The sequence below is a fragment of the Streptosporangium sp. CA-135522 genome, from assembly GCF_050949235.1.
Taxonomy (GTDB): domain Bacteria; phylum Actinomycetota; class Actinomycetes; order Streptosporangiales; family Streptosporangiaceae; genus Streptosporangium.
Map to the genome: position 1 here is coordinate 140,542 of NZ_CP192026.1, position 21,778 is coordinate 162,319.

Annotated in this window: 23 protein-coding genes and 1 tRNA gene; 6 read left to right on the top strand and 18 right to left on the bottom strand. The window is 68.2% G+C overall.

The window, feature by feature from the left end:
- Nucleotide 1 precedes the first annotated feature (1 nt).
- A complete protein-coding gene (locus ACQPYK_RS00705; RefSeq protein WP_012886943.1) occupies nucleotides 2-205 on the bottom strand; it encodes a cold-shock protein in 204 nt (67 codons plus the stop codon).
- A gap of 237 nt (nucleotides 206-442) precedes the next feature.
- On the opposite strand from ACQPYK_RS00705, the gene ACQPYK_RS00710 reads away from it, so the two are divergent.
- Nucleotides 443-1,240 (top strand): HAD family hydrolase, encoded by a 798-nt coding sequence (locus ACQPYK_RS00710; protein WP_433248540.1) that lies wholly within the window; start codon nucleotides 443-445, stop codon nucleotides 1,238-1,240.
- A gap of 24 nt (nucleotides 1,241-1,264) precedes the next feature.
- Here the strand turns inward: ACQPYK_RS00710 and ACQPYK_RS00715 are convergent, their stop codons facing one another.
- Together ACQPYK_RS00715 and ACQPYK_RS00720 are read right to left on the bottom strand one after the other, a co-directional pair.
- Nucleotides 1,265-1,774 (bottom strand): bacterial proteasome activator family protein, encoded by a 510-nt coding sequence (locus tag ACQPYK_RS00715; protein ID WP_433248543.1) that lies wholly within the window; start codon nucleotides 1,772-1,774, stop codon nucleotides 1,265-1,267.
- A gap of 4 nt (nucleotides 1,775-1,778) precedes the next feature.
- A complete protein-coding gene (locus ACQPYK_RS00720) occupies nucleotides 1,779-2,735 on the bottom strand; it encodes an NAD(P)H-quinone oxidoreductase (protein ID WP_433248546.1) in 957 nt (318 codons plus the stop codon).
- Nucleotides 2,736-2,850: 115 nt separating this feature from the next.
- Between ACQPYK_RS00720 and ACQPYK_RS00725 the strand changes: the two genes are divergently transcribed.
- Complete coding sequence (locus ACQPYK_RS00725; RefSeq protein WP_433248549.1) at nucleotides 2,851-5,385, top strand: AAA family ATPase; 2,535 nt, start codon at nucleotides 2,851-2,853, stop codon at nucleotides 5,383-5,385.
- Between the two features lie 118 nt (nucleotides 5,386-5,503).
- Nucleotides 5,504-5,595 (top strand) — tRNA-Ser (locus tag ACQPYK_RS00730).
- Between the two features lie 249 nt (nucleotides 5,596-5,844).
- On the opposite strand, the gene ACQPYK_RS00735 is transcribed toward ACQPYK_RS00730, so the two are convergent.
- From ACQPYK_RS00735 to ACQPYK_RS00770, 8 genes are all read right to left on the bottom strand, one after another.
- Nucleotides 5,845-6,471, bottom strand: coding sequence for a hypothetical protein (locus ACQPYK_RS00735; protein ID WP_433248552.1), 627 nt, complete (start codon nucleotides 6,469-6,471; stop codon nucleotides 5,845-5,847).
- Between the two features lie 3 nt (nucleotides 6,472-6,474).
- Nucleotides 6,475-6,687, bottom strand: coding sequence for a hypothetical protein (locus ACQPYK_RS00740; protein WP_433248555.1), 213 nt, complete (start codon nucleotides 6,685-6,687; stop codon nucleotides 6,475-6,477).
- 393 nt (nucleotides 6,688-7,080) lie between these two features.
- Entirely contained in the window at nucleotides 7,081-8,064 is a 984-nt protein-coding gene (locus ACQPYK_RS00745) for a phosphotransferase family protein (RefSeq protein ID WP_433248558.1), read from the bottom strand.
- 271 nt (nucleotides 8,065-8,335) lie between these two features.
- On the bottom strand, nucleotides 8,336-8,632 hold the full coding sequence (locus ACQPYK_RS00750; RefSeq protein WP_433248561.1) for a hypothetical protein: 297 nt from the start codon (nucleotides 8,630-8,632) through the stop codon (nucleotides 8,336-8,338).
- 582 nt (nucleotides 8,633-9,214) lie between these two features.
- Nucleotides 9,215-9,895: a hypothetical protein gene (locus ACQPYK_RS00755; RefSeq protein ID WP_433248563.1), complete on the bottom strand. Its 681-nt coding sequence runs from the start codon at nucleotides 9,893-9,895 to the stop codon at nucleotides 9,215-9,217.
- Nucleotides 9,896-10,201: 306 nt separating this feature from the next.
- Entirely contained in the window at nucleotides 10,202-10,432 is a 231-nt protein-coding gene (locus ACQPYK_RS00760) for a hypothetical protein (protein WP_433248566.1), read from the bottom strand.
- Nucleotides 10,433-10,591: 159 nt separating this feature from the next.
- Nucleotides 10,592-11,014, bottom strand: a complete 423-nt coding sequence (locus tag ACQPYK_RS00765) for a hypothetical protein (RefSeq protein ID WP_433248569.1) — start codon at nucleotides 11,012-11,014, stop codon at nucleotides 10,592-10,594.
- Between the two features lie 177 nt (nucleotides 11,015-11,191).
- Nucleotides 11,192-11,947, bottom strand: coding sequence for a hypothetical protein (locus tag ACQPYK_RS00770; RefSeq protein WP_433248572.1), 756 nt, complete (start codon nucleotides 11,945-11,947; stop codon nucleotides 11,192-11,194).
- A 436-nt stretch (nucleotides 11,948-12,383) separates the two neighbouring features.
- On the opposite strand from ACQPYK_RS00770, the gene ACQPYK_RS00775 reads away from it, so the two are divergent.
- Nucleotides 12,384-13,193 (top strand): PrsW family glutamic-type intramembrane protease, encoded by an 810-nt coding sequence (locus ACQPYK_RS00775; protein ID WP_433248575.1) that lies wholly within the window; start codon nucleotides 12,384-12,386, stop codon nucleotides 13,191-13,193.
- 102 nt (nucleotides 13,194-13,295) lie between these two features.
- Here ACQPYK_RS00775 and ACQPYK_RS00780 read toward each other — a convergent pair whose 3' ends face one another.
- The 3 genes from ACQPYK_RS00780 to ACQPYK_RS00790 are packed head-to-tail and all read right to left on the bottom strand — an operon-like array spanning nucleotide 13,296 to nucleotide 16,095.
- A complete protein-coding gene (locus ACQPYK_RS00780) occupies nucleotides 13,296-14,171 on the bottom strand; it encodes a TIGR03943 family putative permease subunit (RefSeq protein WP_433248578.1) in 876 nt (291 codons plus the stop codon).
- The gene (locus tag ACQPYK_RS00785) at nucleotides 14,156-15,187 is read right to left on the bottom strand and encodes a permease (RefSeq protein ID WP_433248581.1); all 1,032 of its coding nucleotides are present in this window, start codon (nucleotides 15,185-15,187) and stop codon (nucleotides 14,156-14,158) included. Before ACQPYK_RS00785 ends, ACQPYK_RS00780 begins: the two co-directional genes overlap by 16 nt.
- A gap of 44 nt (nucleotides 15,188-15,231) precedes the next feature.
- Entirely contained in the window at nucleotides 15,232-16,095 is an 864-nt protein-coding gene (locus ACQPYK_RS00790; protein WP_433248584.1) for an NUDIX hydrolase, read from the bottom strand.
- A gap of 116 nt (nucleotides 16,096-16,211) precedes the next feature.
- Here ACQPYK_RS00790 and ACQPYK_RS00795 point away from each other — a divergent pair, with 116 nt between their 5' ends.
- Entirely contained in the window at nucleotides 16,212-17,510 is a 1,299-nt protein-coding gene (locus ACQPYK_RS00795; RefSeq protein ID WP_433248587.1) for a hypothetical protein, read from the top strand.
- Here ACQPYK_RS00795 and ACQPYK_RS00800 read toward each other — a convergent pair.
- The 4 genes from ACQPYK_RS00800 to ACQPYK_RS00815 form a co-directional block, all read right to left on the bottom strand.
- On the bottom strand, nucleotides 17,467-18,027 hold the full coding sequence (locus ACQPYK_RS00800) for a hypothetical protein (protein WP_433248590.1): 561 nt from the start codon (nucleotides 18,025-18,027) through the stop codon (nucleotides 17,467-17,469). The two genes, ACQPYK_RS00795 and ACQPYK_RS00800, sit on opposite strands and share 44 nt — an antisense overlap.
- Before the next feature lie 5 nt (nucleotides 18,028-18,032).
- Nucleotides 18,033-18,602 (bottom strand): hypothetical protein, encoded by a 570-nt coding sequence (locus ACQPYK_RS00805; RefSeq protein WP_433248593.1) that lies wholly within the window; start codon nucleotides 18,600-18,602, stop codon nucleotides 18,033-18,035.
- Complete coding sequence (locus ACQPYK_RS00810) at nucleotides 18,599-19,225, bottom strand: hypothetical protein (protein ID WP_433248596.1); 627 nt, start codon at nucleotides 19,223-19,225, stop codon at nucleotides 18,599-18,601. Before ACQPYK_RS00810 ends, ACQPYK_RS00805 begins: the two co-directional genes overlap by 4 nt.
- A gap of 127 nt (nucleotides 19,226-19,352) precedes the next feature.
- On the bottom strand, nucleotides 19,353-20,135 hold the full coding sequence (locus ACQPYK_RS00815; RefSeq protein WP_433248599.1) for a M15 family metallopeptidase: 783 nt from the start codon (nucleotides 20,133-20,135) through the stop codon (nucleotides 19,353-19,355).
- A gap of 420 nt (nucleotides 20,136-20,555) precedes the next feature.
- On the opposite strand from ACQPYK_RS00815, the gene ACQPYK_RS00820 reads away from it, so the two are divergent.
- Nucleotides 20,556-21,737, top strand: a complete 1,182-nt coding sequence (locus ACQPYK_RS00820) for an AAA family ATPase (protein ID WP_433248602.1) — start codon at nucleotides 20,556-20,558, stop codon at nucleotides 21,735-21,737.
- Nucleotides 21,738-21,778: the final 41 nt, after the last annotated feature.

A 21,778-nucleotide genomic window follows, 5' to 3' on the forward strand; every position in this document is an offset into this window, starting at 1 on the left:
GTCAGACGGCGCGGACCTGCGAGGCCTGCGGGCCCTTCTGGCCCTGCGTGATCTCGAATTCGACACGCTGGCCGTCTTCGAGACTACGGTAGCCATTGCCCTGGATCTCGGAGAAGTGCACGAACACATCCGGTGCACCGCCGTCCGGTGCGATGAAGCCGAAGCCCTTTTCAGCGTTGAACCACTTGACGGTTCCCTGAGCCATTAAAGCTCTCCCTCAGGATTTGAAACTTTGGGATTCACACCTCGTGAACCCCATGTGTCGTACAGCAAGCCCCGGGGTGGTTCAGTCAAACTGGTTTTCACAACGGGATTCAGCTAATACAACGCCATCACATCTAACACTATCTGGCGCACTCGTGTTCCCGCCATGAGGAAGATTCCTCGGAGATGGATCCCGGGGCCGACACCTCAGGGATCACAGTGCAGACTGGAACCTGTTATGGGAAGCCCCCGGCTCGTCGCCACCGACCTCGACGGCACCGCCCTGCGCTCGGACGGAACCGTCTCCCCTCGCACCGCCGCCGCCTTCGCCCTGGTGGAGAACGCCGGAGCCACGCTGGTCTTCGTGACCGGCAGGCCACCACGCTGGATGCACACGGTCGCGGGTGCCGTGCGTCACCGAGGACTGGCCATATGCGCCAACGGCGCCCTTGTCTACGATCTGCACACCGAGCAGATCGTCAAATCACACCTCATCACCTCAGACGTGCTTGAAGAGGTCGTGAGACGGCTCCGCGAAAAGGTTCCCGAACTGGCCTTCTCGGTGGAATACGAGGGTGGGTTCGCCCACGAGTCGGACTTCCGTCTCGGCCGCTGGGACGGCAAGGCGGTCGCCGGGCTTCGCGTCGGGACGGCCACGCTGACCTCACGGCCGTGTGCCAAGCTGCTGGCCCTGCATCCCCGGATGGATCCCGACGCCCTCCATGAGACGGTCTGCGAGCTGGTCGGCGACCTCGTCACCCCCACCCACTCCAGCGGTCGCGCCCTGATCGAGATGAGCGCCCACGGGGTGACGAAGGCCTCGGCGCTGGCCGTCCTCGCCGATCGGCAGGAGATCAAGCCGGCCGAGGCGATCGCGTTCGGAGACATGCCCAACGACCTGCCGATGCTGCGATGGGCGGGCACCTCCTACGCCGTCGCCAACGCCCATGCCGAAGTGCTGGCCGCGGTCGATCACGTGACCGCGGCCAACAACGACGACGGGGTCGCCCGAGTCCTCGAAGACCTCTACAGGTAGGGACACCTCTGCAGGTAGGGACCTCTACAGGTAGGGACCCGAGCTGCTCTGGTGGCCCTCCTGTGGGAGGGAGATGCCGCTGGGCAGTGCCTTGCGCATGTTCTCCAGCTGGGCGCGAGCCGCCATCTGCTGGGCGAAAAGCGTGGTCTGTATCCCGTGGAACAGCCCTTCGAGCCAGCCGACCAACTGCGCGTGAGCGACCCGCAGCTCAGCCTCGCTCGGCGGGGCGCCGTTGTCGTTCTCGGTGAACGGCAGCGACAGACGCTCCAACTCCTCGACCAGCTCCGGGGCCAGGCCGTCTTCGAGCTCCTTGATGGAGCTCTGATGGATCTCCTTGAGCCGCTTGCGGCTGGCCTCGTCCAGCGGGGCGGCCCGGACCTCCTCGAGGAGCTGGCGGATCATGCTGCCGATCCGCATCACCTTGGCGGGCTGCTCGACCAGCTCGGTGATCGACCGTCCCTCGCCGTCCTCCTCGGCCTGGACCCCCTGAGGACCCATGACCACTATGTGCGGAGTGCTCTCCTCAGCGTTCATGCCTTCAACTTACTAGCAGGATTTTGCCCACGTGCTCGCCGGACTCCAGGATCTTGTGCGCCTCCGCGGCGTCGCTCATCGGCACCCGGGCATGGATCACCGGCCGGATCGCACCGGCGTCCACCAGGGGCCAGACGTTGTCCACGACACCCCGCACGACGATGCCCTTCTCGTCGACCGGCCGCGCGCGTAGCGTGGTGCCGTGCACGGAGGCCCGTTTGGCGAGGAGCGCGCCCAGGTCCAGCTCACCCTTCGAACCACCCTGCATTCCGATCACCACCAGCCGTCCGCCGGTCTTGAGGGCCTTCACGTTCCCCGGCAGATATCTGCCGCCGACGATGTCGAGGATCACATCGGCCCGGACCTTCTCCGCGAAGTCCTCCTCGCGGTAGTTGACCCCTTCGTCCGCGCCGAGTTCCAGGCACCGGGCGACCTTCTCGGCCGACCCCGCGGTGACGACCACGCGCGAGCCGAACGCCTTGGCCAGCTGTACGGCGAGCGTGCCGATCCCACTGGCGCCGCCGTGGACGAGAAGGGTCTCGCCCTTCCTCAGGCGCGCGGTCATGAACACGTTGGACCAGACCGTGCACGCCACCTCGGGCAGGGCCGCCGCCTCGACCAGGTCGACACCGTCGGGCACGCGCATGACCTGCTGCCAGGGCACCGCCACCTTCTCCGCGTAACCGCCCCCGGCCAGCAAGGCGCACACCTGGTCGCCCGGTTTGAAGTCCTCGACATCGGAGCCCACCTCGATGACCACCCCGGAGCATTCCAGCCCCGGGTACGGCGAGGCGCCCGGAGGCGGGTCGTACCGGCCCGTCCTCTGCATCACGTCGGCCCGGTTGACCGCCGAGGCGGCCACATCGATGAGCACGTCGCCCGGGCCGGGCCGGGGGTCGGGCACCTCTCGCCAGGTCAGCACTTCCGGTCCACCAGGTTTATCGATCACGATGGCGCGCATGTGACCAAGCTAACGGGTGACCCCAACTTGGTGGTTGCCTGCGTTGATGAGAACACAGGGCGTTAACCTGCTATGTGTTTGCTGCCCTTTTATGCCCATCCCGAGGGGGAACACGGTGGCGAGGCACGATCGTGAGGAATCTCTCGAGGAACAGCTCGCCTGGCTCGACGCCATCAAGGAGCAGGAGGAGGAGGCGCCCCCCATCCCGGTGAAGAGCGCCATGGTGGATGAAGCCATCATCTCGCCCTATCCGAAGGACCCTTGGAGTTCGGTGCCGGTCGAGCCCGACGCCGGATCGTCGCCGCTGTTCCGCACGGCCGTCGACTCGACTTACAACTCCGCGGGCGCTCCCGTGACCATGCCGGACCCACCGGTCGAGGACGCCGACGCGGCCGACTGGATCGATGCGGCCGACACGGTGGGCGCCTTCACCCTGCCTTCCGTCAAGTCGCCTGCCGCCCAGGACAACGACGGGTTCCTGGCTCCTTTGAAGCCGCTGCCCCGCCAGGAGCAGGACGACAGCGGCGACCACGGCACAGGCGAGTTCGCCGAGCCCGAGGCTCGCGCCCCGTTCGCGGAGTCCGGGACTCGCGCCCCGTTCGCGGAGCCTGGGCAAGAGTCGTCGCGCGGCATGTTCGAGCAGCCCCGCCGTCCGGAGGCGCCGGCGGAGCCCTTCACCTCCGCTCCCGTCGAGCCCGCCGGCCCCACCCTCGAACCGTTCAAGCCGCCGGCCCCGAAATCCGAACCGTTCAAGCCGCCGGCCCCGAAATCCGAAGCGTTCAGCTTCGGTGCCCCGGACTCCGACCATGACCGGTTCACGCTCCCGAGTGCCGGCTCGGACCTCGACGGCTTCGCCTTCGGCGGCGTCGGGCGGGAAGGCGACCGGTCCGCATCGGGCGGCACCGAGTGGGAGGACGACCGGTCCGCATCGGGCGCATCGGACGGCGCCGAACAGGACAGCGAACAGCCTGTTTTCAAAGCCGCCGAGCCATTGGCGGCCGAGTCGTTCACCGCCGAGTCGTTCACCGCGGCCGAGTCGCTTCGGCCGGCTCCTGAGCGCTCCGAACCCGAGCCCAAGGTCGCCGAACCATTCCGGGTACCCGAATCCTTCGGCGCCGATCATCCGGAGCCGGCCGCTCCGCCGGAGCGCGTCCCAGGCTCGTTCGGTTCGGACTCTCCCGGCCTGTCGAGCCCCTCCCAAGGCTGGGACGCGGCTTTCACCTCGGACCGGGACAAGCCTTTCGGATCCGAAGGGAAGACGGGCTTCGGACCGGAGCGGGATAAGCCTTTCTCGGAGCGGAAGACGGCTTTCGACGCCGACCGGAAAGCGGCCTTCACTTCCGAGCGGGAGACGCCTTTCTCTGCGCGAGAGACGGCTTTCGGGCCAGACCGGGATACGGCATTCATCTCCGACCAGGACAATCCTTTCGCGCCGGATCGGGACAAGCCTCGGACTTCCGGCCGGGATGCCGATTCCGTCTCGGACGAGAAGACGGCTTTTGGGCCCGACCGGAACGCCGGCTTCGCTCCGGATCGGGACAGGTCCCCGGCTCCCAGCCGGAACACCGGCTTCGCCCCCGACCAGGAGACGCCTTTCACTCCCGGCCGGGACACGGCCGAGCCGGTGCGAGAGCCGTACCAGGCACGTCGCCGGCAGTCGGCCCCGCCGCCCGCCTTCAGCACCCCGTCCCGGCAGCAGGCGCCGGGCACTCCCCGGCCGTCAGCTGACAGCCTGGATCCCGAGTCGCTGCTAAGAGGCCGTCGCAACGGGCCCGCCGGTGGCTGGCGCAAGCTGATCTACAAGGCGTCCGCGGGTCTGATCAAGCCCGGTGAGTCCCCGGAGGTTCGCCGGCGCCGGGAACTGGTGGCCCGCGCCCGCACTCCCGTCGCCACGGGCCATCATCGGGTCGCCGTGCTCAGCCTGAAAGGCGGCGTCGGGAAGACCACCACCACGGTCGGCCTCGGCGCCACTCTCGCGCAGATCCGCGGTGACAGGGTCATCGCGGTCGATGCCAACCCCGACCGGGGCACCCTGTCGGACAAGCTCGAGCTCGAAACCTCCGCCACCGTCCGTGACCTGCTCAACGAGCGTCAGCAGATCAAGCGCTATGTCGACATCCGGGCCTTCACCTCGCAGGCTCCGTCTCGCCTGGAGATCCTTGCCTCCGACCGTGACCCGTCGGTGTCGGAGGCGTTCAGCGCGTCCGACTACCAGTCGGTGGCCCAGGTCCTGGAGAACTTCTACTCGATCTGCATCACCGACTGCGGCACCGGCCTGCTCCACTCGGCGATGTCCGGCGTCCTCGGTATGGCCGACCAGCTCGTCCTGGTCAGCTCCCCATCCGTGGACGGTGCCCGCGCCGCCTCGGCGACCCTGGACTGGCTGGAGGCCCATCACTACGAAGAGCTGGTCCGCTCCGCCACGGTGGTGTTGTGCAGCGTCCGTCCCCGTTCGAAGTCCACCGTTGACCTCGACCGTCTGGAAGCCCACTTCGCGGCTCGCTGCCGCGCCGTGATCCGCGTTCCCTACGACCCCCATCTCGAAGAGGGCGCCGAGATCGATCTGGAAAGGCTGCAGCCCACCACCAGGGAGTCCTACCTCCGGCTGGCGGCCTCGGTGGGCGACGGCTTCGCCGGCACGCAGGGGTGAATCCGGTACGGCGGGCACCCGGCTCCACGCGGAGAAGGGGGCCCGCCGAGTCCGGTGCACGCTTGGGGCGGTGAGAGGCTAAGGTGCAATCTGACACGTTCTTCGGAGCGTGTCGCCAGGAGAGCTCGCCTAGTGGACGATGGCGGCGGTCTTGAAAACCGCTAGGGGCTTTGCGGCTCCTCGTGGGTTCGAATCCCACGCTCTCCGCCAGGCTTGCGAAACGGCGTCTGACCAGGGATTTTCCTTCGGTAGGGCGCCGTTGGCCGTTTCCGGGGTGCGCAGCCGTACGCCACTGTGAGTGGTTCTCGGCCGGTGTTCGCGGAATATATGCGGGATGGATCTTGAGGTGTTTCTCCAGGTCGCGCCCGCAAAAAAGAAGGGGCCCCGCGATGAACGGGACCCCTTGAACGTACCTGTGATCATGCTGCGAGTGCGTCGTCTATCCGCTGGTTGGCGATCTCAGCGCCTCCATCGATGCACTTGGCATAGACCCGGAGCAGCACGTCCACTCCGTGCCCTGCCCGCTCGGCCACATCGGGAGCGGCAACACCCGCGTTGAGCCAGAGGGACACTGCCGCGTGCCGCGTGCCGCAGGTCGTACGGCCGGGCCGCCAGAGGTGAGATCTGCTGTTCGGGAGTCAGGGCGAAGGTCCGAGCCGCCTTCCACGCCTCGCAGTAGGTCCCGATGGAGATCACGCCACCGCGCGAGCCACGGCACAGCCGGCCGTCCTCGTGGACGCCGAACTCCTCGATGTGCTCGCGCAGGATGGCCACCAGCTCAGGCGGGACCGGAACGGGACGGCCCTCGCCCTCTGCCCGGTGCTTCAGGCCCCGATCGTCGTGAGCCGCCCCGCTGTCGGTCCACTTCTTGTTCGTCTGTGGCTTGGACTTGGCCAGGATGAGCCGTCCCCAGCCGGTCGCCGGGAGGTGACAGTCCTGCTTGCGGAGCCCGAGCGCCTCGGCCGGGCGCAGGCCGCCGAAGTACGGACAGGCGAAGAAGCCCCGCAGGTGCCGGCCACGGTCGAGACGGCCCACGTAGGTCACCGCGGCGAGCAACTCGCGGGCCTGGGGCGGATGGCGGTCCACGACCTACCGGACCTTTGGAGGCTTCCACGCCTTCACCTTGTCGATCGGGTTGGAGGGCAGTTCCTCTAGGTCCACGGCGTACTGCAGGGCGTTGTAGAAGACCGACCGCTTACGGGCGATGGTCGTGGCAGCGGCCGCCCCGCCGTCGAGTCGGAGCGTCAGCGCGTACAGGCTGAGCCCTACGTTTCGGACCTTGGACAGGGCGTGCACAGGCAAGGAATGGCACTCAAGGCGGCGGCGCGGCGCGCCGCCGCACGGCCCGCCGCCCGCCTGCCGTCCGGGCATGCGGCCTGGGGGCCGGTCCCGGCCGGCGCGGGACTCAGGGCCGTCGCCGTACTCGCGCCGCGCCGTACCCACGCCTTCCGCTGGCCTTTGGCCGCGCCGCACAGACGGAGCCCGACGATCACCTCATCGTGGCCAAGGTCCGTTGTGGTCGGGGGCGATCGAAGATCCAGGGTTCGTGCCTCACCCCGGCTCACCGGGAAACATGGCCGATCACCGTTGGATCGTGCGGGCTGAAAGGCCGGAGCCTACGGCGGCGCGGCATTCGGCCACGGCCTAGGTCGAACGCCGATGCCATCTTTGTCTCGGGCTGTGCGTTGGGCGATGTCAGCCGTAGCGGTTGAAGAGCTCCTGCAGATAGTCCTCCAACCGGGAGATGAGCAGCGTGGAAGTCAGATCGGTGCGTCCGAGTTCGCGCCAGGGGCCGGCGACCTTTTCGGCATCCGGTGCGAAGGCCAAGGCGTCCAACATCCGCCAGTACAGATGGGCGGCGGGATCGGCGGTCAGCCGGCCACCTGCGGCGACGTATCGATCGGCAAAGAGCATCCCGGCAGGGGCGCCGTGGAGCAGTGCCAATGCCGTGGAGCAGTGGGCCACGTCCAGGTCGGCCGGCCCCCAGGAGGTCTCCACCCAGTCGACGATGCCGCTGATTCGTAGGTCGTCGCCGTCTCCGGTGAAGAGCACGTTGCCGGGGTGGAAATCCCGATGCAGGAAGCAGGCGCGGTAGTCCGGGGGATCGTGGCGGATGACGTCCACGGCGCGATGCCACAGCTCGGGTTGGCCGGTGTCCTGGGGCATACGCACACGCTCGGGTGAGGTCCACGCTTGGTAGGAGCGCGGGCGGGTCTGCTCGGTCACCTGCACCTGGTGGATGAGCACCAGGTGCCGAGCCAGGAGGTCGGTGCGCTGTTCGGCTCCGTCCTCATCGACCCGCACGCTGCCGGGGAGCAGGGACATCAGCAAGGAGGGGTGGTCGCAGTGCTGCGCGGTCGCGTCGACGGCGTGGAGCGTGGCCGCCGGCACATCCGTACCGCTGAGCAGGGTCAGGATGTCCGCCTCGCGAGTGAGCAGCCCTTCGGCATGCTGCTGGAAGAACGGCTTGACGAAGGACCGCAAGACGAGCGAGTGTCCGCCGCTCGGCCCGATGATGCGTAGACGCCGCATCTCCGACGTCCACCCGCCACGCAATCGCTCGACATGCTCAACTCGGTCCCCCTCGGGCAGGCCCTTCTCTACCCAGGTACGCGTGGCGTTCCAGCTCTGACCCTCGATGTCTACTTCGATCAGATCCGTATCCCTGTTCCCACTCACGCGGGCAGCGTATCGATCAACAACCGTGACTAGAACCCACAACTGCAAGCCGAGGCCACGACGGGAGTCGTACGGCCAGCGCAGCGGCATGCCGCATCTGAACCGCCGAGCCGCAGTAAAACCATCGGCACTTCATTCTGGGAGCCAAGTTGGGAGCCAACAGGCTGTACGACCTCGGACTGAGCTGTACTGATCTGAACAGCCGGATCGTCGACGACCTGCACGGTGAACCGGCTTGAACGCCCGTGGAGATCGTTTGGGGATCTACGGATCAGGAGGCGAGGCCGTGCAGCTCGATCCAGGAGCGCAGCCTACGGAGAATCTCGCGCAGGTGAGCGTCGTCGGCGAGTCCAGGAGGCGCCCATGGTTCGGTTCTTAGTTCGCTCTCGGCATCGAGTTCGACCCAGAGTTCCTCGAACGAGTCCCTGATGCTCAGCTCACGAGGATCGGCGGCCTCGAACAGGCCGCGGAGATCTTCGGCCAACTTGAGCAGCGGGATCGTACCTGAGTCGTAAAGGTCGAGGTACGCGGTCATTCGGCCGATGAGGGCGTGTTGGTAGTCCTCCATGGCATCACCTTCTCGATCTCCCGGTCCATTATGTCGACAGTCGGTCAGCGTGGGATATACACGGGATGATCTTCGTTGCGTGAGTACGAGGAGAGTGCTTCCGCCCTGGTCAGAGACCCTTTCGTTGCTTAGAACGCCGCCCTCTTGAAAACCGCTAGTGGCTTTGCGGCTCCTCGTGGATTCGAATCCCACGCTCTCCACCGAGCCCGCAAAACGGCACCTGAGCAGGGGATTCCCCGGACCGGGCGCCGTTGGCCGTTTCCGGGGTGCGCAGCCGTACGCCACTGTGAGTGGTTCTTGGCCGGTGTTCGCGGAATATACGCGGGATGGATCTTGAGACGGTTCCCCAGGTCACCCCGCGCGGCACTGCCCGAGATCCCGCTCCACGCCATCCGGCCACCCCAAAGGCCTGCCGGGCGGCCTGGCACTCGTCGTCGGGTTGAAAGCGAAGCTTGGGTGGATGATCGACTCGGCTTCAGCGGGTCAGGGGTGTTCTGCCGTTTCGGAGACCGTACTGGAACCTCCTCGGTGAGGCGTCGACCGCGTTCGGGGCCGTCACGTCCCATGCGGAGTGGACGTGGATCAGAGGGGCCTGGTGAGGGGAAGGCCGGTGAGAAGGTGCTCGCGGAGGGCGGGTCCGCGGATGCCGATCTCGGGGAGGTCGTCGGGGCAGGCGGCACCGGTGATCAGTAGCTCGGGGGCCAGGAGGCTGTTGAGCGGGGCATCGGGTGTGGGGTCGAGGAGGCCGCCGATGGGGGCGGTGGAGAGGTCGAGGTAGGCGGGAGCGAGGGTTCTGCCGTGCAGGGTCCCGGCGACCAGATCGGGGCAGAACTCGTTCCAGAAGATCGCCACGGTGGTGTGTAGATCACCGTGGATCATCACCAGCTTTTCGGTCATGTCGCCCACGAAGGTCTCCACCGTCACATGACCGAGCACGATCAGCTTCGTGTCGCCCGCCAGGTAGATGTTCTTCGCCCGCAGGTTCCCCAGGACGATCAGTGCGGCGGCGCCGTCGTCCACGTCGGTGATGTTGCCGTCGACGGTCAGGTCGCCGTCCACGACGTACCCGGTGGCCCCGTCGGGCGTGCCCTCACGCCATGGAGTCCGCTCGTGCTCGTCAAGGGGGAGTTCCCCGGTCACCGAGGCAGGACCGGGCACCAGGATGTACTCCTCCTCGTACAGGTTCTGATACGTCCCCTTCGGTAGCCCCCGCCGCTCGAACAGGTCGGTCGCATCGCCCCACGCAAGGTAGCTGTTTCGCATGCGCGCGACCGTAGCATTCACCCCCGACGCATCTCCGGCGGATCGCCACCGCAGGCGCCCACCACAAATGCCCACCGCAGACGCCCGCTCTGAGGCTTCAGCGGGAACCACATGCCATCCCGTGTTTGCACGATCAGGCGTTCCCGTTTTCCTCGTGTGCTCGTCAGAAGAGCGATGACGGGAAACGTCACCTCGGATACGGGACCCGGCGCGGCGCGTGGCCGCGAGCCGGGGCGCGGGAGAAAAGGGCCCGCCACGAATACGGCGGATCAACGGCTCGCAACGCTAGGCCGGCGGCTCGCAACGCTAGGGCAACGGGTCGATCGCGATGTGCTGGTCGTACTGGACGAGTTCCCTGCCTCGATCCGTCAAGATGGGCCATTTCGTGTTTCGGGCACACCAGACGACGTGTCCCGCGGTGATGTCACGTGACCCGTCGAGGATCTCGGCGATCTCCCCGACCTTTCCCTGGGTGAAGTCGTCGATCTTCACGCCCGGTGTCGTGACGAGCTCGAACAACTCCACCTGGGTGGACATCGGAGAGATGGACAGGACGGCCGCCAGGCCGGTTGCCGGAATGCATATCCCGCCGCCGCGGAAAAGGCACATGGCGGCGATACTTCGTGAATATTCGGTCTTCGCCACTGCGATATCGATCAGCGCACTGACGTCGAGCACTCGACCGGGAAGCATGTATCAGGCCCTCCGGACCCAGCGGATGCCGATCTGGCCCCATTCCATCTCGGACAGCTGATCGACGCCGAGGGCGTCGGCCGCCATGTCGAGATCTTCGCGGTGCAGGTTCCAGCGCTGCATCAACGTGATGACATGGGGCTTGTTGCCGATCTCACGCTGGACGGCGGCATGGATCACGTCGGCGATCCTGCTGCCCGTCAACCGCGCCTTACGAGAAAGCGCCTCAAAGTCCGCTTTATCCAGCTCTACGGTAATGGAGGTATCGGAGGCCGATGTATCGATCGCCCTGTTTCCCTCCCTGGGCTGGAGATGCGCCAGCCACAGCGGCACGGAATCCGGCTCCCGCGCGGCGGCATCCTGATCGCTCGATTTCGGTGCGTCCGGACCTGCGCCGTTTCGCCAGGCCGGCAGAGGGTGGGCCATACCTCTGACAGTAGCCGCGGATCGCGGCGCGGGCATTACCTTTCGGTGACTTCGGCGATCAGCTGATATTCCGGCCAGAGGCGTCGAGAACGATATGCCGGTGAGAAACGAAGCTGAATCGGCCCGTGCCTTTTCGACGCCGGCTCTCCATCGGGCTCCACGCCGATCCCTTCCCGCTCATCCCGATGGATCGGTGGCGGGGTCGGAGGGAGCGCCGGTGAAGGTGGACGGATCGGTGGCGGGGTGGGATGGGGCGCCGGTGGAGCTGGACGGATCGGTGGCGGGGTGGGATGGGGCGCCGGTGGAGGTGGACGGATCGGTGGCGGGGTCGGAGGGAGCGCCGGTGGAGGTGGACGGATCGGTGGCGGACGGGGTCGGGGCGGGGGTCACGGCGCCGCAAGTTCCCGCGGCCTGCCGCTCCCGGGCCAGCTGGTCGACGCCCTTGGTCCGATATTCCTGCAGTTCCTCCGACGGCGGCACGTGCCGCCACGAGCCGCTCTCCAGGAAGAAGTCGAAGTCGGTCGTGTCGCCGCCCCGAGTCGCCTGGACCCTGGCGTCGTCACCGGTGACCGTAACGGTGGTGATGGTGAACCGGACGTCCGCCACCGGCTGCGGGCACAGCTGAAACAGTCGGGCGTACTCCTCGCGCGGGATCGCGGTCTGCGCCTGCGTGCTCCACATATCCCAGAACTCACCGTAGGATCCGCCGGAATAGGAGTCGAGCCCCACCTGTGCGGCCTGCCGCACCGCGGTCTCGGAATGTCCGGAATCTCGGGGTGCGGAAAGGGCCTTCGGCGTGACGGCCGGGTTGAGCACCGCGATCACGGAGATGGCCGCCCCGATGAGAACGCCGACGACCATGATCACTATGACGGCCACTCCCCGGCCCGTCTCGCCTCGTGGCGGCCGGCCGTACTGCGGCGGATAGCCCACGTGAGGCCTCCGGAAGCCGACGGGAACGGATGAACGTGATCGTAACGTTCACCGCCCACGGCGGGCCATGCCGGCCGTGGACCCGACCTGCCCGGTGTCGATCGCCGGGGTGGCGGTCACCGACGGCGCCGACGACATCTCGGTCCACACTCCGACGTTCCGCATGCGTTCCGCATGATCGGCCTGACGTCCAGCTCTGCCGCGATAGCGGTGTGCGCCCTTCCGGTCGGGATCTGGCGCGTGGCCGCGTCCCGGCTCGGGTCTCGCAAGGAGATGTCTCGCAAGAAGATCATCGGATTGGTCGAGCGATCGGGAAGGCGGCTTGTCCCGGTGGTGTTCGCGGTGGTCGGGGTGGCCATCGTGAGGGGGTCGACCTTTAGGCAAAGATGGGCGATTCGCCCGAATCTGCGACACCCCAAATGGGGATTTACTTCGCATGAGCGAACATTTTAGGTTCTACCGGCACCGGTGGTTCAAAGTGTGGATCGCCATGGCGGCGCTGTCGGCCGCACTCATCGCCATGACGGAGGCCGTGGGCAACCGCGCCGTCATGCCGGCGGCCTTCTTCTACGGCGCCGCCGCCGGACCGGTCGGACTCCTGGTCGCCATCCACGACCGGACCGGGATCGGCGCCAGCGTCCCGGGCGTCACGCTGGTGGGGATGTTCCTGTTCGGAGGGGGCGTGGCCCTCCTGCTCGGTGGATACTTCAACGCGCTGTTCATCCCCGACAAGCACGGCCCCTCGATCCTGCAGGTCGGGTGGATCGAGGAATCGGCGAAGTTCGTTCCCCTCCTCCTGGTGGCGCTCACCGGCCGCTACCTGACCAAGGCCGCCGGGGTGGCGCTGGGCCTGTCCTGCGCGACCGGATTCGCGATCATGGAATCGATGTCCTACGCGTGGAAGAGCGTCGACGCCACCGGTGCCGTCAACGCGGGCATGGTGCTGTTCATGCGAGGCCTGGCCACTCCGTTCAGCCACCTCGTCTGGACCGGTCTGATCTGCGCGGTCGCCTTCGAGGCCTGGCAGGCCAGGGGAAGGATCGCGATCACCTTCTCCGTCGCCGGCGTCTTCGTGGTGGCTGCCGTGCTGCACTCGCTCAACGACGGCCTGCTCACGCTCGACATCCCCGGCCCCGCTCGCCTGCTCTTCCTCGTCGTCGCGGCGGAGAGCTACTGGTTGTTCCACCGGGCCACCCGCGACCTGATCCCGGCGCGGCCGCCGTACCCGGCGCCGTCCCGCGCCTGACCTGCCTCCTGACCTCGAACCGCCGGGCCGGTCGAACCGCCGGGCCGGTCGAACCGCCGGGCCGGTCGAACCGCCGGGCCGGTCGAACCGCCGGGCCGCGTCTTACTCGTACGGCTCCTGCGGGGTGTCGACCTTCGTGATGTCGGTGCCGGCCAGCTCCGGATAGACGACCCCGTTGGGCATCGTGCCGAACTTCTGCGGGATCCAGGTCCCGGTCACCTCGACCCAGGTGTCCGGGGGCGGTGCCTGGATCCCCCTGACCGCGACCTTCAGCGGGAACGCGTCCGCGGCGCAGCAGGCGATCTGCATGCGGGTGACGTACCAGCGGCCCTTCTTCTTCGAAGGGACGACGAAGCCGGTCAGCCTGACCTCGCGGCCGGTGAGCGATCTGCTGTCATCGTCCCAGGCCCGGCCGATGAACTCGCCGACCGGCATGTCCACCGGGCCGGCGCCGCCGTCCAGGGGGGTGAAGGCGCTGAGTGCCCGGTCGCGCGGCGGTGGCGTCTCGGAACGGGCGGCGGCGAACGAGCCCAGGGCGGGCGGCGCGATCAGGAAGATCGCGAACACCGGCAGGCACATCAGCCAGGCGACCCGGGGGCCACCGTGTGGATGCCCGTGCCCGGCCGCGTGGTTTTCGCGGTGCCCATGCTCGGGGACGTGGTTTTCGGGGCGATCCTGCTCATGATCCGGATTCCACCTCTGCTCGCGGTCCAGGTTCTGCCCGTGCTCATGATCCGGGTTCCGCCCCGGCGGGCGGTCGTGCGCCTGTCCAGAGGCTTCCCTCCCCGCCCGGAAGGCCTGGACCAGGCCGGCGGCGCCGAGGATCAGCAGCACCGTACCGGCGCCGATCAGAAACGGCCGGAAACCGGGCTTCACATAGTTCAGATAGGTCGCGGAGAACGCCGAGATCCGCAGCACGGCCATGCCGAGCAACGTCAGGATCAGGTTCTGGGTCACCCGGCTCACAGCACAGCCCATCCGAAGAGGGTGCTCACCAGGATGGCGAGCACGAAGGTCAGCGGGACGAACCTGACCGTGAACGCCCGGCCGAACGTGCCGGCCTGCAGCGCGATGAGCTTCAGATCGACCATCGGCCCGACCACCAGGAAGGCGAGCTTCGCGGTCGGTGAGAACGCGGTCATCGAGGCCGCCACGAACGCGTCCGCCTCCGAGCAGATCGAAAGCAGCACCGCCATCAGGGCCATGACCACGACCGACAGCCACGGAACCCCGGCCAGCGCGGTCAGCCACTCGCGGGGGACCGTGACGTTGAGCGTGGCGGCGGCCAGGCCGCCGACGATGAGAAACCCGCCCGCGTGCAGCAGGTCGTGCCGCATCACCTCACCGAAGCGCGACCACTTGGGGCCGTCCCCATGCGGGCGGGAGGGGATCGACAGCCACTCGCCGCGGCCGAACCGCAGCCAGAGCCAGCCGGCGAGCACCGCCACGGCCAGCGACGCCCCGAACCGGGACACGACCATCATCGGCTGTCCGGGAAAGGCGACGGCGGTCGCGACGAGCACGACCGGGTTGATCGCGGGCGAGGCGAGCAGGAAGGCCAGTGCGGCGGCCGGGGTCACTCCCCGGGCCATCAGTCCCGACGCCACCGGGACGGACGCGCACTCACAGCCGGGCAGCACCGCCCCGGCGATGCCCGCGACGGGTACGGCGGCGGCCGGATGCCCGGGCAGTGCCCTGGTCCAGAACGACGCCGGGACGAACGCGGTGATCGCGGCCGACAGGGCCACACCGAAGACCAGGAACGGCAGCGCCTGCACGCAGATCGCCACGAAGATCGTGGCCCAGGTCTGGAGGGCCGGCGCCGTCAGGTGGGGCGCGAGTGCGAACCGCCCCGCGACCAGCAGGACGACGACGAGGGCGAAGCCCCACGGCAGGGAGCGACGGGAAGAGGCGCGGCGTCCCCAGGAGTCGGGAGGGATCGTCTCGTCCTCATCGGCCTGGAAGCCCCGCGGCTCGGCTCGAAGCTGGGACATGCCCCACATCGTGGCAGATTCCCGCGATGTTCCACGTGGAACATTTACAACTGGGACAGTAGCCAACGGGGTCCGACGACCAGGGCGCCCAGGGCCGTGACCCGCTCGCGCAGACCTCGGTCGGCGGTGACCACCAGGACGCGTTCCCAGGAGGGGACGTCCCGTACGGCCTGCACGATGGCGTCGTCGCCGCTCCCCGGGGCGGCGACGACGCGGACGCCGGGCAGCGGTGAGACATCCCGGGCGGCTCCCTCGACGACCATGACGAAGCGGGGGAAGCACCGGTCCAGGGCCGGGAGGCCGTCGGGCAGGCCGCGAAGGCCGCCTTCGGCGAGGGCGTTCACCTCGGCGAGCAGCTTGGCGGCGGCTCCGGCGCGGTCCTTCCACCACCCGTGCTCGGCGCGGGCGCCCACGATGTTGGCGACGTCGAGGACGATCATCAGCGGGCCGAGCGCGTGTCTGATCGCGGGCCAGGTCTCGGCGAAGCCGGGGTGCAGGTTCTTGGCGGCGACCTGCTCGGGAGTGAGCCAGCGCAGATCGACGCTCTCGCTGTTGGCAGGGGCCGCTTCCAGCAGACCGGAAGCCTCGGCGATCACGGTTGCGAAGGACCAGCCGCCGTGGTCGTCGAGGTAGACGCCCTGGACCCGAAGGCCGTCACCGGTCAGGGCCGCCTCCTCCCCGGCCTCGCGCAGCGCGCCGGCGATGGCGTCCTCGTGGCTGTCGAGGGCCCCGCCGGGTAGCCCCCAGGTGCCGCCGTGGTGACTCCACACGGCACGCTCCTGGGCCAGGATGCGAGGTGTCCCGGTGCTGTCGTGGTGAACGGCGAGCAGGCCGGACGCGCCGTACACGCCCCAGTGCCGATGCCCGCGATCACAGTAGGCCCATCCGTCGCCGTCCTTGGCCGCCATGGATCCAATGATGCACCAAGGGATAGCGGTCCCTTGGGGGCAGGGGATAGCGGTCCTTTGGGGCAGGCCGTACCGCTGAAAATGGATATGTCGTCATTCGCTACGATCCTTCGGCTATGGACAGCTCACTCTCTCCCCTCCGGCTGCCCTGGGACACGCTCCGTCTCGCGGCGCGGTTCTTCCTCCCGCTGGCGTTCTTCCACACGCTCGGCCTCCTCGCCCACGACGGGTCGATCTTCCTCGCCGTCTGGGTGGCCGAGCCCACGGGATGGCGGGCCTACGCGGGATTCGGCATTCTCAGTTTCGCGCTGCTGGCCACGCTCATGGCCTACATCGCGATGCTCAACACCCTTGGCCGCCAGCTCAGCAGGGTGGACGCGGCCGTGCTCACGCTGGACGAGCGGGAACGCCGGCTGGTGGACGCGCTCGCGCACACCCTGCTGCCCTTCCTGATCTTCTACAGCGCCTGGGAGCTGTTCCTCGACGACCTCAAGAGCTTCCAGCGGCTCTCCAACGAGCTCCACCCCATATGGCAGACGGACTTCCTGGCCGAGGCCGACCTGGTCAGCAACCTGTTCGACATCAACGTGCTGATCGTCGTGGTCACCCTGGCGGTCTTCCTGGTCAAGGTCGTGGTCGAGCGGCTCTACGAGTCCCGGCAGATCAAGGTGCTCGGGCTGGCGACCAGCGGCCTGGAATGCCTGTGGATGTTCTTCGGCATCATCTCGATCGGCAACTGGATCGGGGTGGCCAAGGACTGGCTGACCACGCGGGTGGTGTGGAAGGGGGCGACGGGCCTGTTCGACGTGGCCGGGATCGTCCCCCAGCCGCTCAAGGACGCCTGGGGAGTGCTCTCGCCGTACGTGCCGGACCTGAAGGACGGTCTGGTCGCGCCGCTGCTCTGGCTGGCGATCACCGCGGTGGTCTACAGCTCCGACATGACCCGGGACGTGAAGGTCATCGAGGGCACCCGGGTCGAGAAGCGGGTCTCCGGCCTGTGGAAGATGCTGCCGGCGCAGGTCCAGAACACGGTGGAGTTCCTGTCTCGCGGACTCCGCGACAAGTACACCCCGATCATCAACGGCCTGCGGTTCGTGCTTCGTGCCGGGCCGCTGTTCTACCTGAGCTTCAGCCTGATCTACGTCACGCTGGAGGCGCTGAGCAAGGTCGCCTTCATCGGGGTGACCCACCTCGTCGGGCCGCACGAGATCATCTGGTGGCAGATGTGGGAGAGCGCCGCCCACCTGCCGATCGACGTGGTCCACGAGGTGCTCAGGGTCTGCCTGCTGGCCGCCGGGTTCGACCTGGCGCTGCGCAGGGTGGCCGCCAGGATGACGGCCGAGGCGGCCGGGGTGAACGAGGCGGCCGGGGCTAGCGGGCCATCCGCACCACCCCGGGACGCCGTGGCATCCTGACCTCGACCTGGAGGCCGGCGATCGCGTCCTGCGGGACGATGAACGCCTTCTGCACCGTCCGTTCCCGGCCCACGGCCAGGGGTTCCGGCTTGAGATCCCCTCCGGCGCTCTTGCAGCCGTCCTTGTTCGGGCCCGGCGCGACGCCGGTCCGGAACGACGGAGACCAGATCCGGCCCGACCGGTCGGCCACCTGGACGGAGCAGTCACCGGAGGGCTCGTCGGTGAACCATCGGCTCGCGGCCGGAGTCAGCGGCTTCACCGAGAACACCACGACCACGACCCTGGTCCTGGGCGGCAGCGGCCGGGTCGGCGAAGCACCCGGCTTCCCCGAGGTGATGTCCTTCAGCCGCCATTCCATGTCGTACAGGCGCGCGGGCCGGTCGAGTCCGGCGGTCACCGCCGGACCGCCCTCACCGCTCTGGTCGTCGTACTTCTCCTTCCACGGCAGGGTCTGCGCGGCCGTGGTGGCCGCCAGCGCGACGACCAGGCCGACGCCGTAGGCGAGATTGCGCAGCACCGCGTTCAAACCTCCCGCACCGCCCCCAGCACGACGGACGCCTCGGGCTCCGTTCCGGGCAGGTTCAGAGGGACCTCCGCCGCCGCGCCGAGCAGGCGCAACCCCTCCTGCAGCTGGGTGTGCACCTTGAGTACGGCGCCGGGCAGCTTGGCGGCCGGGACCTCGAACAGCATCGCCCCGTAGGCGGGGATCCCCGGCTGCAGGGCCGCGGTGTCGAGGGCGCCGAGGACGGGGGTGGCGGCGTAGACGTCCCCGTCGGCGGTCGCGATCTCGGAACCCCTCAGGCTGACCTCCTTGCGGGTGGCCGAAGCGGTCGCCCAGACGACCACCCAGGTCCCGGCGGTGCTTCGCGGCCTGCCTTCGGCACCGAAGGAATCCTTGATCTTGATGGACTTCGCGAGCCCGACCCGGTCCACCCGGATCTGGAAATCGACGGTGTCGATCTCCTCGCGGATCCCGCCGGTGGAGGCGATCGGCTCGTACTGCCGGTCCGCGCTCGGGGACAGCCGGTTCACCACGACGATCGCGGCCAGCAGGAGCACCCCGGCGAGCAGGCTCAGGATCCGGCGCGTCATCCGGCCCGGCCCAGGTCCGCCGAGTAGGCCGCCAGGACCTCCCCGTCCATCCACGACGACAGCGTCGACTGGAACCCGGCTCCATAGGCGGAGTCGGTGAAGGTCATCGTGATGTGCTCGGGATCGGGGTATCTCTCGGGCACCCTGTAGGCGATCAACACCTTCTCCGGGAGGTCGGGGTGGAGCTGGTCGCGGTCGTCGCCGCCGTCACGGACGACGAACTGCGTGTGCCGGTCCTTGAAACGGTGGAGGGCGCCGCCGGGAGAGGTGGTGATCTCCAACTGTTCGGCCAGGGCCTCCGTCGTCGCCGTGTCGTGGCCGAGGTTCGTCACATCCAGTTCGATCACCAGGAAACGGCCGGGCTGGGGATCACCGAACTTCGGCGCCGGGTCGGCGGTCACGTACGACACCTTCCGCGGCGTGATCCCGAACCGCTCACCGGTGACGGTCTGGCCGAACCTCCGCTGCGGGATCGGCTCCTCGGCCGTCTCCAGCCCGCCCGCGGGCCAGGCGAGCGCTAGCACCGTGGCCAGCACGAAGAGCACGGCCGTCAACACGATCCACAGCCGTCGAGATGCCCCCGGTGACTCGGTCGCGGCCGGGGCGGGGTCCGGAGAAGTCACGGCGGGGATCATATCGGGCATCCAGGCCATGTCATCGGTAAGGAGTCACCTTGGCCGTCTGGCGGACGATCGCGGACACCCGCGAGAAGCGCGGGTTCGCTCCCGGGAGGGCGGAACGCCTCGGCTCTCAGCCGCCGCCCTTGCTGAAGTGCTGGTAGTCCTTGATCCCCGACCAGTAGCCGCCCCACTCCCAGCCGAGCCTCTCGAAGAGCCGGACCACTCGGTCGCCGGGGTTGATCACGCCGGGGGCGTGCACCGGGCGCTTGGCGAACTTGCGGGCGTTCTTGTGCGCCACCGAGCCGTCCGAGGACAGGTAGGGGTTCTCCAGGGGGTTGATGTCGACGGCTCTGCCGTACGCGTGCTGTGACCAGCTGCTCGACCCGGTCGCCGGACGGCAGTTGAAGGCGGAGGTGTTGTCGGCGTCGATCGAGTCGAAGTCGTCGCCCTTGTAGACGTCGACGAGCTGCATCTTGCGGATCGGCCAACGCCAGCCGTACAGGCGCTTGAAGGCTGTGACGATGTCGTCGGCCGCGTTCTTGTGCACCACCAGCTCGCCGGTGTGCGGCCTGCCGTCGAAGCCCCAGTAGGTCATCGTGACCAGCCGCAGTTCGCCGACCGGGACCGGGCAGCCGGGCCGCCAGGAGTAGCGGAGCCGGTCGCGGGCCACCCCGGTCACCTTGGCGGAGAACTTCGGCGGGCCGGTGGGGGACGGGCTCGCGGTGGTCGGCTCGGCGGAGGGAGCCGGCGCCGCGGGCGTCGACGCGGGCGGAGTCGGCTGGGCCGTCTGCGTGGGCTGGGCCGCCTGCGCGGGCTGCGAGGTGGCGGTCGTACCGCACGCGGCCGCCACGAGACAACCGGCGACCACCGCCATGGTCACCTTGACGCGCACCACCGGCGGAGAGCTGCTCATCTGTCGCCACCCCCACGATCGACAAAGGACAAGCCTCCATCGTATTTGACCGGCTACCTGAAGTGAGAGGAGGCGCCGACGCGAGCGGTGTTCGATCACTCCTCGATCTCGTACGGCTTTCGCCCCGATTCAACCCCATCGGTGGGCGCGCCGGCATTCTTTAGCTGAGCTTTCTTCGAAAACTCTCGCGCCTGTGTTCGAAGTCGCGCTACAGTCTGCGACATTGGATCGAACACGGGTTCGGACACGGGCTCGGACGGTGTCTTCCCAGGTGAGGAGTGTGTCATGGCGATGCTCGCGACGCGGCCGACCGCACACGCCCCCGCCCCGCGGACACCCGTCCGGCGTCATGCGACACGCCGTAGCGCTTTCTACGGAAATCTACGCCGGCCGCTATATCCCGTCATAAAGTCCGAGAGCGTGGACCCCGTGCGCAATCCCTACGCCCCCGGTGCGGGGCAGCGTCCCCCAGAGCTCGCCGGGCGCGACCGTGAACTTCAGCAGTTCGAAATCGTCCTGGAGCGGGTGGCGCGTGGCCGCCCGGAGCGCAGCATGGTCGTCACCGGCCTGCGCGGCGTCGGCAAGACCGTCCTCCTCAACACCTTCAAATCCATGGCCATGCAGCGATTGTGGGGAACGGGCAAGATCGAGGCCCGTCCCGACCAGTCGATCCGGCGCCCGGTGGCCGCCGCCCTGCACCTGGCGATCCGCGAGCTGGCCCCCCGGCACCGGGCACCCGAGCGCATCGAGGAGTTCCTCGGTGTGCTCAAGGCGTTCGCGATGCGCGACCCGGCCGCGGCCAAGGGCACCTCGCACTGGTCGCCCGGGATCGACGTGCCCGCCGGCCGGGGCCGGGCCGACTCCGGTGACCTGGAGATCGATCTCACCGAGCTGTTCGTCGACGCGGCAGGGGTGGCCACCGACCTCGGCGTCGGCATCGCCCTGTTCATCGACGAGATGCAGGACGTGCAGACCCCCGACGTCTCGGCGCTCTGCGCGGCCTGCCACGAGCTCTCGCAGAGCGGCGGCCCGCTGATCGTGGTCGGCGCCGGTCTGCCTCACCTGCCCAGCGTCCTGTCGGCCAGTAAAAGCTACTCCGAGCGCCTTTTCCGCTACGCCAGGATCGACCGCCTCGACCGCGAGGCCGCCGATCTCGCACTCATCGCCCCGGCCGAGAGCGAGGGCGTGGAGTTCACCCAGGAGGCGCTCGACGCGCTCTACGAGGCCGCCGACGGCTATCCCTACTTCGTCCAGGCCTACGGCAAGGTCGCCTGGGACATCGCGCTGCGCAGCCCGATCACCGTCGACGACATCAAGGTCTCCGCGCCGGAGGCCGAGGAGGAGTTGGCGGTCGGCTTCTTCGGCAGCCGTTACGAGCGGGCCACACCCGCCGAGCGCGACTACATGCACGCCATGGCCTCCATCGGTGATGAGCCCGTGGCCACCGCCGACGTGGCCGAGGGGCTTGGGCGTAAGCCGTCCAGCCTCTCTCCGGCCCGAGACAGCCTCATCAAGAAGGGTCTGATCTACAGCGCCGAGCGCGGGCTGATCGCGTTCACCGTCCCGCACTTCGGAAAGTTTCTACGTTCTCAGCCCGTGTGAACACATGTTCGATACAATGAGAAGGCCTCCTGGGCCTCCTA